The following is a 15,003-nucleotide window of genomic DNA, read 5'->3' on the forward strand; positions in this document are numbered from 1 at the left end:
CCCGCCATGACCCAACCAGTTTCAGCCGAGCTGCTGCGGCTCGACGGCATCCGGCAATCGTATCGCAAGACCGAAGGGGACGAGCACCTGGTCCTCGACGGCGTGACCCTCACCGTCCGCGAGGGGGAGATCGTTGCGCTACTGGGGCGGTCGGGGTCCGGCAAATCAACCCTTCTCCGGATAATTGCCGGGCTCATCCCCCCCGGCGGCGGCACCGTCAGCTACGGCGGCAGCCCGGTTACCGGCCCCGTGGAAGGGGTGGCAATGGTCTTCCAGACATTCGCCCTCATGCCGTGGCTCACGGTCCTGGATAACGTGGAGCTGGGCCTGCGGGCCCGCCGGATACCGGCAGCGGAGCGCCGCCGGCGCGCCCTGGAGGCCATCGACCTGATCGGCCTAGACGGTTTCGAGTCGGCCTTCCCCAAAGAACTCTCCGGCGGCATGCGGCAGCGGGTCGGCTTTGCCCGGGCCCTGGTGGTGGAGCCGGACCTCCTCCTCATGGATGAGCCGTTCTCGGCCCTGGACGTCCTCACCGCAGAAACCCTCCGGACCGACCTGATCGAACTCTGGATCGAGCGGAGAATTCCCACCCGCGGCATTATCCTCGTCTCCCACAACATCGAGGAATCGGTCCTCCTGGCCGACCGGATCGTCATCCTGGGAACCAATCCCGGCCGGCTCGTGGCAGAGGTCCCGATCCCCCTCCCCCACCCCCGGGACCGGGAAGCTCCCCAGTTCCGCAAGCTCGTGGACGACGTCTACGCCCTCATGACCGAGCAGCCGCGCGGTGCCGTACGCCCCGAGGGGGTCACCATCGGTCACCGCCTCCCTGATGCGTCCGTCTCCCGCCTGACGGGCCTCATCGACGCCCTGGCCCGAGAACCCTACCGTGGACGGGCCGATCTTCCTGAAATCGCCGATGATCAGGGGCTCGGCGTCGATCACCTCTTCCCCCTCCTGGAGGCCCTGGAGATTCTGGGCTTCGCCCGGGTGGAAGCCGGCGACGTGGAACTCACCCCGTCGGGCCGAAGCTTTGCCGAGGCCGACATCCTCCGGCAGAAGGAGATCTTTGCCGAGCACCTGGTGCGCCGGGTCCCTCTCGCGGCTCACATCCGCCGGGTATTGGATGAGCGCCCCGGCAACCAGGCGCCGGAAGAACGTTTCCTCCGGGAACTGGAGGATTTCCTGAGCGAGGACGAGGCTCAGCGGGTACTGCGGGTCGTCATTGAGTGGGGGCGCAACGCGGAGATCTTTGCCTATGATGAAAGCTCCGGCTTCCTGAGCCTGGAGAATCCCATCGAAGAGGGGCAGTAAGTCACAACTAACGCCTTGACCGTATCCGCTTATCCGGATACACTAGCCTCATGAAACAGGCGGCCCGTTTATTCAAGTCCCTTGCCGATGAAACCCGTCTCCGGATCCTGGCGCTCCTTCTGGCCGAAGAGAAGCTCTGCGTCTGCGATCTCATGGCGGCGCTGGAACTCCCTCAATCCACCGTATCGAGACACTTGGCCCAGCTCAAAAACGCCGGCTGGGTCGACGACCGCCGGGAAGGGGTGTGGGTGTACTATTCCCTTGTAGCGCCCGACTCGCCCCAGCGCCGGGAACTGCAGGCCATCCTGACGCGACACCTTCACTCGGATCCGGTTGCCCGGGCCGACCATGATCGTCTCGTCGGATTCGGTCAGGGAAATCGTTGCGCCTGATTTTTTTTGCGACAAACCATCCGCCTATCCGGATATCCACTATCCAGGAGATTCAATGAAACAGCGGGTCCTCCTTCTCTGCACCCATAACGCCAACCGATCCCAGATGGCCGAGGGGCTGGTGAACTACTTCCTCAGCGACCGGTGGGAGGCCTGCTCCGCGGGAACAGCCGCAACCTCGGTCAATCCCCGGGCGATCAGGGCCATGGCCGAATTGGGGATCGACATCTCCGGCCAGCGCTCAAAAAACCTCACCGAGCTCGACGGTCAGACCTTCGACCGGGTCATCACCCTGTGCAGCGAGGCTGCCGATACCTGTCCCATCTTCGTCGGCGGAGTCCGGCGGAAGCACCTGGGGTTCGACGACCCATCACGGGCGGCGGGCACGGACGAGGAGATCATGGACGAGTATCGCCGGGTGCGGGACGAGATGAGGTGCATACTAATCTCCTGCCTGAACAGAGGCGACCATGAGTGAGCATGTCTCCCGCAGGCTCTCCTTCCTCGACCGGTGGCTCACCGTGTGGATCTTTGCCGCCATGGCCCTGGGCGTGGGGCTCGGCTGGCTTGTCCCCGGCGTGGAGCAGTTCATCAACCGCTTTCAGGTGGGGACCACCAACCTCCCCATCGCCGCCGGCCTCATCCTCATGATGTATCCCCCCTTCGCCAAGGTGAAGTACGAGGAGATGCCCGAGGTCTTCAGGAACAAGAAGATCCTCGCCCTGTCGCTGGTCCAGAACTGGCTCATCGGCCCCGTTCTCATGTTTGTCCTGGCCGTCGTATTTCTCCCCGACAAGCCCGAATACATGGTAGGGCTCATCATGATCGGCCTGGCCCGCTGCATCGCCATGGTCATCGTCTGGAACGAACTGGCCAAAGGAAACACCGAGTACGCCGCCGGGCTCGTGGCCTTCAACAGCATTTTCCAGGTCCTCTTCTACAGCGCCTACGCCTGGGTCTTCATCACAGTGCTCCCCCCCCTCTTCGGCCTGTCGGGGAGCCTTGTGGAAGTGAGCATCGGCCAGATCGCGGAAAGCGTCTTCGTTTACCTGGGGATTCCGTGCCTCGCCGGAGCGCTGACCCGCCTCATCGGCGTTAACGTTATGGGTAAAGAGCGCTACCACCGGGAGGTTGTCCCCCGCATCGGCCCCATCACCCTCATCGCGCTCCTCTTCACGATCGTGGTCATGTTCAGCCTCAAGGGGAACCTCATCGTCCAGCTTCCCTTTGATGTGGTGCGGATCGCCATGCCGCTGCTCATCTACTTCGTGGTGATGTTCCTGATCTCCTTTTGGATGGGAAAGCGGCTCGGGGCCGACTACTCGAAGACCACCACCCTCGCCTTCACGGCGGCCAGCAACAACTTCGAGCTGGCCATAGCCGTAGCGGTGGCGGTCTTCGGTCTCAACTCGGGGGCGGCTTTCGCGGCAGTCATCGGCCCCCTGGTGGAGGTGCCGGTGATGATCGGGCTGGTGAACGTGGCGTTCTGGCTGCAACGACACTGGTTCCGGGCCGCTGCCTGAAAAGGGAGTATCACGTGTTCAAACCCTTCGCCGACTACCTTGTTTTCGATCTCTTCGGCCTCACCCCCGGCAGCCACCTGGGAGATGCCCTCAATTTCTTCATCTACGACACCCTTAAGATCTTTTTCCTCCTGACCGTCATCATCTTCGTCGTGGCAATCATCCGCTCCTGGTTCCCGCCGGAGCGGACAAAACGCATCCTCTCCCACAAGCGGGAATATGTCGGAAACATCATGGCGGCACTCCTCGGGGTAGTCACCCCCTTTTGCTCCTGTTCGGCGGTGCCCCTCTTCATCGGCTTTGTGGAATCGGGAGTCCCCCTAGGCGTCACCTTCTCGTTCCTCATTTCTTCTCCCATGGTGAACGAGGTGGCTCTCATCATGCTATGGGGCATGTTCGGCTGGAAAATCGCGCTACTCTACATCGGCACGGGACTCCTGGTGGCAATTGTTTCGGGCGCAGTCATCGGCCGGTTAAAGATGGAAAGATACGTCCAGGATTATGTCTGGGAAATGCAGGTGGGTAATGCCGAGATAGCTGAGCAAAGCTGGCCGGAGCGGTTCGCCTACGGCAAGGAGTACACAATGGGGCTTCTGAAGAAAATCTGGCCCTACGTGATCGTTGGCATCGGCATTGGCGGCTTCATCCACGGCTACGTCCCCCAGGACTTCCTGGCACACTGGGCCGGTCGCGACAACCCCTTCGCAGTTCCCGTGGCCGTGGCCCTTGGGGTCCCCCTCTACAGTAACGCCGCAGGAGTTATTCCCATTGTCCAGGCTCTGACAGCCAAGGGGATGGCCATGGGAACGGTCCTCGCCTTCATGATGGCGGTGACGGCCCTGTCGCTCCCCGAAGCTATCATCCTGAAGAACGTCCTCAAAAATCGGCTCCTTGCGGTCTTTTTCGGCACGGTCGCCGTGGCCATAACCATGGTAGGATACCTGTTCAACGCAATTCTGTAGTCGCTGGCGAAAGGAGATGCGGATCATGAAAATCGAAGTGCTCGGTACCGGCTGCGCCAAATGCAAAACCCTCTATGAAAATGTGCAAAAGGCCGTGGAGATGAGCGGCAAAGAGGCGGAAGTGGTCAAGGTGGAGGAAATCCAGAAGATCATGAAGTACGGCGTAATGAGCACTCCCGCTCTGGTGATTGACGGCGTCGTCAAATTTTCCGGTAAGGTACCGGCAGCGGATGAAATAAAGGGGATGCTGTGATGCGCTCTCTTGCCGCCCTGTCCCTTCTCCTCATCGCAACCGTTGCCCACGCGGAACTCCCCTCGGCCAGCGACGCCGCCATCAGCCAGGCCCTTGCGTCGGGAAAACCGGCGGTCATCGACCTGGGGGCCAGATACTGCATCCCCTGCAAAAAAATGGCGCCGATTTTGGAATCCCTGGCGGCGGAATACCGGGGCAGGGCAAACATCCTGTTCATTGACGTCAATGGAAACCAGGCCGCGGCGAAGCGGTTCCGGGTGCAGATGATCCCGACCCAGATATTCTTCGACGCCCGGGGAACGGAAGTGAAGCGCCACATGGGCTTCATGGACAGGGCCGACATCGTCAGGGAGCTGAGTGTCCTGGGGGTACGGTGAGCTTCCTCGACAACATTGAACAGATTGTCGCGACTCAGCCTTTCCTGGCCTTCGTTGCGGTCTTTGTCGGGGGAGTGCTCTCGTCGGCCTCCCCCTGCGTCCTGGCCACGATTCCCCTGGTGGTGGGGTTCGTGGGAGGCTATGCGGCAGAGAGCCGGAAAAAGGCATTTCTCTACTCTCTGTCCTTCATCGTGGGCCTATCGCTCACCTTCACCATCTTCGGCGCAGCGGCGGCCCTCCTGGGGACCATGTTCGGCACGGTGGGGGGATGGTGGTATGCGGCCGTGGGCGCCGTGGCGGTGGCCATGGGGCTCCAGATGATGGGGTTCTACGAACTGCGGCTCCCGGTCCTGCCGCAATTCAGACCGAAACGGGGCGGATTCTGGGGGGCCCTCCTCCTGGGACTCTTCTTCGGGGTCGCCTCATCCCCGTGTGCCACGCCGGTTCTCGTCGTCATCCTCTCCTTCGCTGCCCTGCAAGGAAACATCCTCTACGGCACGCTTCTCCTCTTCACCTACGCCCTCGGCCACTGCCTCCTCATGCTCGCGGCCGGCACCTTTACCGGCTTCGTTGAAGCCTTCGCCGCCTCCCGGGGAGTGGCCAACGTCTCCCACTGGGCAAAGCGGGGGAGCGGTGCCGTCATCGCCCTGGCCGGGGCATGGTTCATCTGGCGGGCGTTCTGACCCTATAGGCCCAAGGAGACTCATTCCCCATGCCAGCCACATCTCCTCATTCCCCGGAACTCTACCGCAAAGCGGCGCTCCTGGCCCTCATCACCATCATCTACAACATCGCTGAGGGGGCCGTATCTGTAGGGTTAGGCGTAGCGGACGAGACCCTCTCCCTCTTCGGCTTCGGTCTCGACTCCTTTGTGGAAGTGATCTCCGGAGTGGGGATATGGCATATGGTACAACGGGTGCGGCGGGGGGGAACGGAAGACCGGGACGCCTTCGAGCGCCGGGCACTGCGGATCACCGGAGGCGCCTTCTACCTCCTGGCGGCAGGACTGGTAGTGACGGCGGGGCTCAGCATATACAGCGGCCACCGCCCCGAGAGTACCGTCTGGGGGATCGCAGTGTCACTGGTATCGATCTCGTTCATGTGGCTGCTGATCCATCACAAGACGAACGTGGGGAGAGCGCTCAACTCTCCGGCCATCTTGGCCGATGCCGCCTGCAGCCGGGCCTGCTTGCTGTTGTCGGCAGTCCTCCTGGCTGCCAGCGCCGGCTATGAGCTGACCGGCATCGCCTGGCTCGATTCCCTCGGCTCCCTGGCCATTGCCTGGCTCTCAGTGCGAGAGGGGCGGGAGGCCTTCGGCAAAGCCGACGGAATGGCATGCCCCTGCTCCTGCGGATGCAGCAACGGAGGCTAACGGCCCTACCCCAGCCGACGAAACGCCGACGCCTTGATCGCCACGTAGACCTCGCTCCCCACCACCAGCTCCAGCTCCCGGGCCGCCTCGGCGGCCACCTCCGCCACCAGGCGCTCCCTGCCGCAGGCAAGCTCGACCCCTTCCTTGCGCCCCGATTTGAATACGCCCGCCACGGTGCACCGGAGGAGATTCCGGGCACTGATGGCCTCGGGATGTTTCCTGAACAGGATCATGTCCTTGGATGACAGCTCGAAGAGGTGCTCTTCTCCGGCGGGAGGGGTGTTGAGCACCAGCCGGCTGTCGCCCCAGGCATAGGAAAAAAGGGTTCCCCGAGGCTGCGGGTCGGTCAACCGAAGGAGATTGATGTACCCGACCGGACTGGTTCCCATCCGGACGCGGGCAAGCTCGTCCGGCGTGGTATCGGCTGCCTGGCGTCCCCGATCGTAGACGATCACCCGGTCGGTCATCAGGCGCATCTCCACCAGGGAATGGGAAATGAAGAGGTACGGGATGGAGAACGTTTCGCAGGCCCCACGCAGATACGGGATGATCTGGAAGCGCAGGGAATCGTCCAGCGCCGACAGGGGCTCATCCATCAACAGCAGCCGCGGATTGGAAAGGAGAGCGCGCCCAAGGGCCACGCGCTGTTTCTCGCCGCCGGAAAGATTCGTGACACCGCGGCCCAGGAGGTGGCCGATCCTGAGCACGTCAACGATATCATCGATGTGGATGTGACGGTTGGCCACGGCACAGCGTTTCCAGCCGTAGAGGAGATTGCCCTTGACCGACAGGTGGGGAAACAGGTGCGGATGCTGGAAGACCAGCGCGATCCGGCGCTTCTCGGGCGGCAGATCCAGCCGGGCGGCACCGGAGAAAAGCGTCTCGCCGTCCAGGACAATTTCACCGCTGTCGGGGCATGCGAGGCCGGCCAGCACATTGACCAGGGTCGACTTGCCGCTCCCCGACTCCCCAAAGATACCGATCCTGCTCCCCGAAGCCGTAAAGTCGGCGCGGAGACGGAACTCGCCGAAGGACTTCGCCATCCTCACTATCAACTCCACCTCAGTCCCTCCTCATCATGCGCCGCCCCACATATTCGTGAACAAAGAGAACAGCCAGGGAAAGCCCCGCCGACACGAGGCAGAGGGTGAGTGCAGCCTGTTCGCCGCCCGGAGAGCCGGCATACTCGTAGATGGCCAGGGGCATGGTCTGGGTGACACCGGGAATGTTGCCGGCGATGATGATCGTTGCTCCGAACTCGCCGAGACTGCGGCCGAACATGAGAGATGAGCCGGCCACGATCCCCCGGAGCGAAAGGGGCAGAATGACCGTGAGCAGGGTATCGTACCAGTGGGCGCCCAGACTGCGGGATGCCTGGATCAGACGTTCATCGATGGATTCCATGGCAATGCGGATGGAGCGGACCAGAAGCGGAAAGCCCACCACCGCGGAAGCGATCACCGCGGCATACCAGGTAAAAATGATCCGGATGCCCACCTCGTTCAGCATCCCGCCGAGCCAGCCCTTTTTCCCCAGCAGTAACAGGAGCAGGTAACCGATCACCACCGGCGGCAGCGTAAGCGGCAGATTGAGAAACGCCTCCACCAGCGTCTTCCCCCGGAACGGGAGATAGCTCATGACATACGCGACGGCAATGCCGAAGGGAAGGGATACGACGGTAGCCGCCACGGCCACCTTCGCCGACAATCGTATGGCATCAATGTCTGCCGGGGTGAATGGACCCATGGGCTACTTCACCGCAAAGCCGTATTTTTCGAGAACCTTCCGGGCCTCGGCCGACTGGAGGAAGCGCAGGAACTCCACGGCCTCCTTCTTGCCGGTCCCGGTCGTGGTGAGGGCCATGGGGTAGATGACCCGATCATGGAGCCCTTCGGGCACGGCGAACAGAATACGGGCCTGCTTCCCCAGTAGCAGCGCGTCGGTCCGGTAGACGAACGCGCCATCCACTTCACCCAGCTCGGCGTACTTCATCGCTTCACGCACGTCCTTGGCCATGACGAGCTTACCATCCAGCGCCTTGTCGATGCCGGCAGCCTTGAACGATTCCATGGCGTACTCGCCAGCTGGTACGCTGCCAGGGCTGCCGATGGCGATCTTCCTGAGTTTCGCCAGGTCCTTCATCCCCGCTACCGGCTGTTTCGTGGTGCCCGCGAACACCAGCGAGTTATACGCAAAAGCGCAACGGCTCGCCTCGTCTGTAAGTTTGCGGTTCTGGAGATAATCCACCCACTCCCTGTTCGCGGAAATGAACAGGTCGGCCGGCGCCCCCTGCTCGATCTGCTTGGCCAAGGCGCCCGATGCGCCGTAGTTCTTCAGAAACGTGATTCCGGGCTTCTTTTTCCCGTACTCGGCCGTGAGCTCATTGATCGCCTCCTTGAGACTCGCGGCCACGGAAAGGCTGAGCTCGGCGGCCGGGGCGGCGTTCGACAGAAACAGGATGCAACAGAAGGCGAAGACCAGGTTTTTCATAACGGTTCGCATCGATGAATCTCCTTTTGTATAAGAGTACCCCCTGGCTTCACACCACCGGCTCCAACCGCACGCCGATGTCAGCCGGCCGGCCGAAATAGGCCGACGAGAGGACCAGGATGTCAACGCCGGTGGCGGCGTAAACCGCCGCGTTCGACTCGTTGATGCCGCCTGCGGCCGAAATCCTGGTCATCGGCGCCAGCTTTCTCAGTTGCGGTACAAGCGCCGAAAGATCGGCGGGAGCAACCTTGTCGATCTGAAGGACATCGGGACCGGCGGCGGCCACGGCCACAGCATCGGCGACACTCTCCGCCTCGACCATGATGGCGGTCTCCGGCGCCCTTTTCCTAAGGTCGCCGATCATGCCGAGGAACGGCTCCAGTCCGCCCAGGAACGCAGTGTGCTGCCGGAAAACAAGAATCGTCTCCGACAAACCGAGCCGGTGAGGGACTGCACCGGCCGCGGTAATTGCCTTGATGGAAATCTTCCTCGTGCCGGGGAACGACTTGCGGGTGGTAGTCACCACAACGGCCGGGTTGACGGCCCGGGCCACCGCAATGATCCGGGCAGTGCGGGTGGCAATCCCCGAGGCATACTCCAGAAGGTTGAGGGCCACCTTCCAGCCCGCATGGAGGGATCCGGCCTCTCCGTCGGCAACCAGAAACTCCACCCCGGCAGAAAGGCGGGTTCCGCTTTCCTCCATCCGCCCCACACGGGCACCGCACCGATCCAGGAGGCGGCCGGCCTCCTCGGTACCGCAGAGAACGGTTTCTTCCCGGGTGGAAAAGGTGATTCGCCCCTTCTGACGGCCAATGCCGAGAAGATGTGTGGTGAGGTCGCCGTAGGGACAATCCTCTTCAAAAAAGCGATCGAGCTCGCTGTCCGGCAGACGGTCCAACATGTTGTTCTCCCGGGGCCCCCCTGGCGGTGCCCTTCAATTTCCTTTACGCAAGCTAGATGCCGAAAAGCCCGCCCGGGCCTAACCCATTTGTTTGATTGTCTTTTCCGACAACACCTCATTCTCGCCAGGCAAACGCTATAACCTTCATGACATAACGATAGGCACAAAAAAAGGGGAGCGCACATTCTTTGGGCAGGCCGACCCCTGTGCTCTCCCCCGGAACAACGGCCCCCTGTCAGCTGACGCCGAGAATCACACTCGATGCCTTGAACAGGGCGCAGGCGTGTCCACCCTCCTTGAGGCCGAGCCGTACGGCGCTTTCATGGGTAATGACGGCACTGATGGTATTCCCGGCGCCGATCTCCACATCCACCTCAGTACTGACCGGCCCCTCGATTACCTTGACGATGGTGCCGCACATGATGTTGCGGGCACTCACCTTGGCGTCGTGCAGGTCAGTGCCGATAATGATCGAACTGGCCTTGACGATGGCATAGGCGTCCTTGCCAACGGCAAGCCCCAGGCTGTCGATGCTGGCATTGGTCACGACCGCCGTTACGGGGGTTCCTCCCTTGAGCGTGAGGGACACTTCGGCGTTGACCGCCCCCTTGGTGATCCCGCTGACCGTGCCGAGAAATACGTTCCGCGCGCTTACTTTCATGGCTATCCTCCTCAGGAATGTGTAGAGGCTGTCGCCGTTGACGAGCCGCTCCGAAATGGAGTCGAGAAATCTGCGATGTTCCTCCTGGATGATGCTGAACTGCTCAATGAGCTCTGTCCCCGCCTGGGTGAGACGGGTACCCCCTCCCCCCTTGCCGCCGGCCGTCCGCTCCACCAGCGGCCGATCGGCCATGTTGTTCAGGTGGTTCACCATGTCCCAGGCGGTCTTGTAGCTGACCCCCACGGCCTTGGCAGCTTTGGTTATGGAGCCGTACTCTCCGATCTTTTCCAGGAGCCCAATCCGATCGCTCCCCAGAAACTTGCGGTCCGCCTTGTGGAGCCAGAGTGTTCCCGCCACCTCCATATCATGCCCACTGCATTTCATGGTCATTGGTATCCCGTGGTAACCAGACGAAGCACTCCGGCGCAGCATTTAGTAATCAAGCATATCGCCGTAATCCCGCCTGTAAAGCGCGAAGGGTTCAAAGTCCGGACATGCCCGGCCCGACTCAGGCCAGCATCTTCTCGAGGATTTCGCCGGCCGTTTTCACGTAACCGGGACAGGCGCTGGTGAAGAGACCCTTGTCGGCTGCCGCCTTGATCCCCTCGGCGGTCCCCATGTCCACTTTGAGAAGTTTCGAGCAGGAGGTCTCTCCGCATCTCTTGCGGAATTCGGCTATGAATTCTGTAACTTTTACCATGGTCCTGCCGGTGTCGGGACCATATTTCAGCCCCAGCACGGCCACCGCGCCGGCGACGGCTCCGCACTCGCTCCCCAGCCCCATGCCGCCGGCAAACCCGGTTCCCATCTTACCCGCAACGTCAGCCGGCACGCCGAAGGACGGTCCGTAGACTTCGCAGATGGCCTGCGAGCAGTTCATGGATGCAAGAAAGCGTTTCGACGCTTTCGCGGGCCGATCAACCGGTTTCTCAATCGGCCCGGCCGCCTCGGCGGCGACGGCAAGCCCCCTGCCGGACAGCAGCACACCGGCCGCGTCTACGGATATTTTCAGGACCTGGCGCCTACTTACCGCACTGTCCTTATCGACCACATCCATTCCTGTCACCTCTTATCGGTTGTGAATTCGACCGGGATTCCCCCGGTTGAGCCGCATCAGTATAGCAGAACCATTCGGAGCAGCAATCGCCCTGCCGGTACCGACCCATCGCGCCAGCTTCCGGCCACAGCCTGTCGAAGCTTTCAGCAGGTTTCATGCCGCACACTCCTCCGCATCGCAACAGCCTTTAATCATGGGACATTTGACAACTCGCCTTTCCGCGCCACAATCGGCCCTGCCTAATTACCCGGCAGAGCTGTTGTTTCATTAGGTACTGGAAAAAAATGAGGCATAAAAAAAATATACATATTGTAAACAAAATTCACAGTGCTACCATGAAATTTGTCTAACCAATTCCACCGATGGCAAAAGAGGAGGAGAAAGGAATGAAAGTCATTGATTTTGCCTTGGAAATGGAGGAGATGGGAAAAGACTACTTTCGACGCCTGGCTTCCGAAGCGAGCATGAATGGGGTGAGAACCGTCTTTACCATTCTTGCGGAGGAGCAGCAGGAACTCTACGACACCTTTCTGGCCATAAAACGGGGAGCGTCAGCCCACTGCAATGCGGACTCCCAAGCTCTGGAGCGGGCACGGGAAGCCTTTGCGAAGATATTCGCCCCCGATGGCGCCCACCTTGCCCTGCTCAAGACCGACCTGGCAGCCTACGAGCACGCCATGCAGGTGGAAGCGGCCATCGTCAGCTTCTGCGAAGAACTGGCCGAGCGGGAGCGCGACGAGGAAGCCCGGGCGCTCCTGCGGGAAATAGCCGCCGAGGAGCGCCGGCACTACGACACGGTAGAGAGCATTCACGACTTTGTCGCTGCGCCCCGGTGGCACCTCTGCTGGGGCGAATCCTGTAACCTGCGGGAGATGTAGTCGCCATCAGGGCGTTTCCCCGCAGCTGACCATTGGAGCCCGGCTCACGCCGCCGCGGAGCGCGGGGCTGCAATCTTATCGACGATCTGCCGGGCGGGCTGTTCCTGGCGGCAATGGTTGGCGCGAGGATAACGCGTGTTTTTTCTGCGGGAGGGTCGCCGGTCCCCGTTCATCCGCTGATAGTACCTGCTGGAAGACAGAGGCCCGACGTCGCTCCTGAAAGGAGGAAGCAATGAAAGTACTTGGTTTAACCTTTGCCGTCATGCTTCTGGCGCTGCTCGTCGTCCTCTCCGTCCTGGCCCATGCGGCCGCTCCCGTTCCGCCGGAACCCGAGGATCCGGGCATGCTCGCGGGAGCGCTCCTGGGGTTTGCCTCCTTTGTAGTGGCCACCAAGCTTATTCCGGGCATCATCCGCTTCGCATCCATCATCGATGAGGAGACGGTCAGCCCGAACCACGCTGCCATCGCCGAAACCGGCGACGGTGGCACGTGATACCCGCCGCCACAGCCGTCCACCCTCCCCCCGGGTCGCCAACCGTCATGGCCGACCGGGGGAGGGTGTGCGCCCCGCCGACTTACGGCATGTCATCCGCACTGGTAATACGCATACGATTGTGATAGTGTTAGGCGTTTTCAAGTTCTGCCATCATGCGTTATGTCACCGTGAGCGGGATGCGGAGCGCCCATGCCCAACAACGACAGCTTCTACAAGAAGGTCCTCGACAATCTCTACGACGGCATCTACTTTGTGGACGAACAGCGTCGGATCACCTACTGGAACAAGGGTGCGCAGATGCTGACGGGCTATGGGGAGAAGGAAGTCATCGGCCGAAATTGTCATGACATCTTTCTCCACCTCGATTCCAACGGCAACGGCATTTGCTCCGATGCGTGCCCCATCGAAAAGACCATCACCGACGGCCGAAAACGGGATGAGGAGAGCTTTCTCCACCACAAGGACGGCCACCTGGTTCCGGTCTGCCTCAGGGTGGCTCCGATTCAGGATACCGATGGCCAGATGGTGGTGGCAGTCGAGGTGACCGGCGACCACTCCCCGCGCCACGCCCTGCGCCAGCAGCTGGAAAATCTCCAGCGCCTCGCCCTCTGCGACCCACTTACCACCATCGCCAACCGCCGCTACGTGGAAATGAGCCTCAACTCGCGCCTGGAAGAAATGCGACGGTACGGCTGGCACTTCGGCATCCTCTTCCTGGACGTTGACCACTTCAAGCAGATCAACGACACCCATGGCCACGACACCGGCGACCGGGTACTCAAGATGGTGGCCAAGACCCTGGTGAACAGCGCCCGCTCTTTCGACGTGGTTGGCCGCTGGGGGGGCGAGGAGTTCATTGCCGTGCTCGCCAACATATCGCGTCGGCAGCTGCCGCGCATCGCAGACAGGTTCCGGCACCTGGTTGAACAGTCGAGTTTCCGTCTGGACGATCGGCTGCTCCGGGTCACTGTCTCCGTTGGCGCCACCATGTCCCACCTGGATGACACGGTCGAATCACTGGTGCAGCGGGCCGACACGCTCATGTACCGGAGCAAGCAGGCAGGCCGCAACTGTGTGAGCATCGGCTTCGGCGAAGAGATGCCGGAAACATCGGCCACCCCGTCCGCGTCACCCTGACGCGGGGCACCCGTCCACTACCGACTGCAACGAGGAACCCCATGATAACGCATATCGTATTTTTCAAGCTGACCGACCCTTCAGCCCCCACCATCGCCGCCACCCGCGAAAAGCTGGAGAGCATGCGTGGCAAGGTTCCCCTGCTCAGACACATTGAAGTGGGGGTTGACGTGATCCGGTCCGAACGGTCCTACGATCTGGCCCTCGTGACCCGCTTCGACTCTCTGGCGGATCTCCAGGCCTACCAGGTAGACCCGTACCATGCCGGAGAAGTGGTACCGCACATGAAGTCGGTCTGCTCCTCCATCGTGGCCGTGGACTACGAGTCGTAGCTGCCGGCCGGGAGCGCATCCAGCACAAAAAAAGCCCCGCAGTGCGTCTGTTCACAAACAGCGCGCCGCGGGGCTTTCTCATATCACGGAAAGCGGGAACACGTGCGGGGTCAGATCCAGCAACCGCCGCCTTCGTATTCGCCGGTGTCGTCCTTGGACTTGGGGGCAACCTTGTATTTCGCCTCACGGACGGCCGACCGGAGCTTGCACACCGCGTCATCGGTAACATCACCCAGTTTTTCACGCACCTCGCGGCCGGTCTTGGGGGTCAGCAGGAGAGCCGCCCCAGCCGCAAGGGCGGCGCCGGCGAAGAAGGCGAGGATAGCCGCGGTTTCCGTGTGTTTGCTGTCTGCCATGCTGTCGCTCCTTGTGGTTGATTGGATGTTCCTCTATACATAGCACAGAATGGCCGACAATAAAACCATCCGATGCTCACCCTACCTGAATTCGGGGGGCGGAGTCACCAGGAGCCATCGACTTCCCTTCTCCTCGTCCTCCACATAACGCCACTGCTGCTCATCAACCAAGGTCTTGAGACGGGTTGAGGGAAGGATGAAATAATCAACCTCAACCCTGACCGTGGCTGTCCCCTTGTTCACGTCAAGCTCCGTGCTCGTCACCCGGTAGTCGGCCACGGACACATCCTTGGCCGCCCTGGCCCGCTCCAGGCAGACATCCTTCACTTGTTCTCCGGCAAAGATGACGCATGACTGTTCGAGGCCCTGCCAACGCATGAGACGATTGTGCTCCCGGGAGCTGTCCTCGAAACGCTGAGCAATGAGGTAGGGGTTGCGGCAGCCGGCAAGGACAAGGGCCAGGAGGAGAAGTGACAGGTTTCGACGAACGTTCATGGGCAGC

Annotated in this window: 21 protein-coding genes; 13 read left to right on the forward strand and 8 right to left on the reverse strand. The window is 61.5% G+C overall.

The annotated features are described in order from the left end of the window. Positions 1 to 6 precede the first annotated feature (6 nt). The 9 genes from GS_RS14845 to GS_RS14885 are packed head-to-tail and all read left to right on the forward strand — an operon-like array spanning position 7 to position 6,193. Positions 7 to 1,314, forward strand: coding sequence for an ABC transporter ATP-binding protein (locus GS_RS14845; protein WP_010943582.1), 1,308 nt, complete (start codon positions 7 to 9; stop codon positions 1,312 to 1,314). A 50-nt stretch (positions 1,315 to 1,364) separates the two neighbouring features. Next, the gene (locus GS_RS14850) at positions 1,365 to 1,706 is read left to right on the forward strand and encodes an ArsR/SmtB family transcription factor (RefSeq protein WP_010943583.1); all 342 of its coding nucleotides are present in this window, start codon (positions 1,365 to 1,367) and stop codon (positions 1,704 to 1,706) included. A 55-nt stretch (positions 1,707 to 1,761) separates the two neighbouring features. Then, positions 1,762 to 2,184 (forward strand): arsenate reductase ArsC, encoded by a 423-nt coding sequence (locus tag GS_RS14855; RefSeq protein ID WP_010943584.1) that lies wholly within the window; start codon positions 1,762 to 1,764, stop codon positions 2,182 to 2,184. Beyond that, complete coding sequence (gene arsB, locus GS_RS14860) at positions 2,177 to 3,229, forward strand: ACR3 family arsenite efflux transporter (RefSeq protein WP_010943585.1); 1,053 nt, start codon at positions 2,177 to 2,179, stop codon at positions 3,227 to 3,229. The genes GS_RS14855 and arsB overlap by 8 nt, the downstream gene beginning before the upstream one ends. Before the next feature lie 14 nt (positions 3,230 to 3,243). Then, positions 3,244 to 4,191 (forward strand): permease, encoded by a 948-nt coding sequence (locus GS_RS14865; protein ID WP_010943586.1) that lies wholly within the window; start codon positions 3,244 to 3,246, stop codon positions 4,189 to 4,191. A 25-nt stretch (positions 4,192 to 4,216) separates the two neighbouring features. Next, complete coding sequence (locus GS_RS14870) at positions 4,217 to 4,444, forward strand: thioredoxin family protein (RefSeq protein WP_010943587.1); 228 nt, start codon at positions 4,217 to 4,219, stop codon at positions 4,442 to 4,444. After that, positions 4,444 to 4,821: a thioredoxin family protein gene (locus tag GS_RS14875; RefSeq protein ID WP_010943588.1), complete on the forward strand. Its 378-nt coding sequence runs from the start codon at positions 4,444 to 4,446 to the stop codon at positions 4,819 to 4,821. Before GS_RS14870 ends, GS_RS14875 begins: the two co-directional genes overlap by 1 nt. Then, on the forward strand, positions 4,818 to 5,504 hold the full coding sequence (locus GS_RS14880; protein ID WP_010943589.1) for a cytochrome c biogenesis CcdA family protein: 687 nt from the start codon (positions 4,818 to 4,820) through the stop codon (positions 5,502 to 5,504). The genes GS_RS14875 and GS_RS14880 overlap by 4 nt, the downstream gene beginning before the upstream one ends. 29 nt (positions 5,505 to 5,533) lie before the next feature. Continuing rightward, on the forward strand, positions 5,534 to 6,193 hold the full coding sequence (locus GS_RS14885) for a cation transporter (RefSeq protein WP_010943590.1): 660 nt from the start codon (positions 5,534 to 5,536) through the stop codon (positions 6,191 to 6,193). A 5-nt stretch (positions 6,194 to 6,198) separates the two neighbouring features. On the opposite strand, the gene modC is transcribed toward GS_RS14885, so the two are convergent. The 6 genes from modC to GS_RS14915 form a co-directional block, all read right to left on the reverse strand. Beyond that, the gene (modC, locus tag GS_RS14890) at positions 6,199 to 7,254 is read right to left on the reverse strand and encodes a molybdenum ABC transporter ATP-binding protein (protein ID WP_010943591.1); all 1,056 of its coding nucleotides are present in this window, start codon (positions 7,252 to 7,254) and stop codon (positions 6,199 to 6,201) included. A 1-nt stretch (position 7,255) separates the two neighbouring features. Then, the gene (gene modB, locus GS_RS14895) at positions 7,256 to 7,939 is read right to left on the reverse strand and encodes a molybdate ABC transporter permease subunit (protein ID WP_010943592.1); all 684 of its coding nucleotides are present in this window, start codon (positions 7,937 to 7,939) and stop codon (positions 7,256 to 7,258) included. A 3-nt stretch (positions 7,940 to 7,942) separates the two neighbouring features. Beyond that, positions 7,943 to 8,695 (reverse strand): molybdate ABC transporter substrate-binding protein, encoded by a 753-nt coding sequence (gene modA, locus GS_RS14900; protein WP_010943593.1) that lies wholly within the window; start codon positions 8,693 to 8,695, stop codon positions 7,943 to 7,945. Positions 8,696 to 8,732: 37 nt separating this feature from the next. After that, positions 8,733 to 9,584, reverse strand: a complete 852-nt coding sequence (gene modD / locus GS_RS14905; protein WP_010943594.1) for a ModD protein — start codon at positions 9,582 to 9,584, stop codon at positions 8,733 to 8,735. Positions 9,585 to 9,819: 235 nt separating this feature from the next. Further along, positions 9,820 to 10,635 (reverse strand): TOBE domain-containing protein, encoded by an 816-nt coding sequence (locus tag GS_RS14910; RefSeq protein ID WP_010943595.1) that lies wholly within the window; start codon positions 10,633 to 10,635, stop codon positions 9,820 to 9,822. A 118-nt stretch (positions 10,636 to 10,753) separates the two neighbouring features. Further along, the gene (locus GS_RS14915) at positions 10,754 to 11,302 is read right to left on the reverse strand and encodes a C-GCAxxG-C-C family protein (protein WP_010943596.1); all 549 of its coding nucleotides are present in this window, start codon (positions 11,300 to 11,302) and stop codon (positions 10,754 to 10,756) included. Between the two features lie 386 nt (positions 11,303 to 11,688). Here GS_RS14915 and GS_RS14920 point away from each other — a divergent pair, with 386 nt between their 5' ends. The 4 genes from GS_RS14920 (at position 11,689) to GS_RS14935 (ending at position 14,145) form a co-directional block, all read left to right on the forward strand. After that, complete coding sequence (locus GS_RS14920) at positions 11,689 to 12,180, forward strand: ferritin-like domain-containing protein (protein ID WP_010943597.1); 492 nt, start codon at positions 11,689 to 11,691, stop codon at positions 12,178 to 12,180. A gap of 232 nt (positions 12,181 to 12,412) precedes the next feature. Further along, complete coding sequence (locus GS_RS14925) at positions 12,413 to 12,673, forward strand: hypothetical protein (RefSeq protein WP_010943598.1); 261 nt, start codon at positions 12,413 to 12,415, stop codon at positions 12,671 to 12,673. Positions 12,674 to 12,865: 192 nt separating this feature from the next. Continuing rightward, a complete protein-coding gene (locus GS_RS14930; protein ID WP_010943599.1) occupies positions 12,866 to 13,813 on the forward strand; it encodes a sensor domain-containing diguanylate cyclase in 948 nt (315 codons plus the stop codon). Between the two features lie 41 nt (positions 13,814 to 13,854). Then, the gene (locus GS_RS14935; RefSeq protein ID WP_010943600.1) at positions 13,855 to 14,145 is read left to right on the forward strand and encodes a Dabb family protein; all 291 of its coding nucleotides are present in this window, start codon (positions 13,855 to 13,857) and stop codon (positions 14,143 to 14,145) included. Between the two features lie 110 nt (positions 14,146 to 14,255). On the opposite strand, the gene GS_RS14940 is transcribed toward GS_RS14935, so the two are convergent. Together GS_RS14940 and GS_RS14945 are read right to left on the reverse strand one after the other, a co-directional pair. Further along, complete coding sequence (locus GS_RS14940; protein WP_010943601.1) at positions 14,256 to 14,501, reverse strand: YtxH domain-containing protein; 246 nt, start codon at positions 14,499 to 14,501, stop codon at positions 14,256 to 14,258. 81 nt (positions 14,502 to 14,582) lie between these two features. Then, positions 14,583 to 14,996 carry a lipoprotein gene (locus tag GS_RS14945; RefSeq protein ID WP_010943602.1) on the reverse strand — a complete coding sequence of 138 codons (414 nt, stop codon included), beginning with the start codon at positions 14,994 to 14,996 and terminating at the stop codon, positions 14,583 to 14,585. Between the last annotated feature and the right edge of the window lie 7 nt (positions 14,997 to 15,003).

Source organism: Geobacter sulfurreducens PCA (assembly GCF_000007985.2).
Classification (GTDB): Bacteria; Desulfobacterota; Desulfuromonadia; order Geobacterales; family Geobacteraceae; genus Geobacter; species Geobacter sulfurreducens.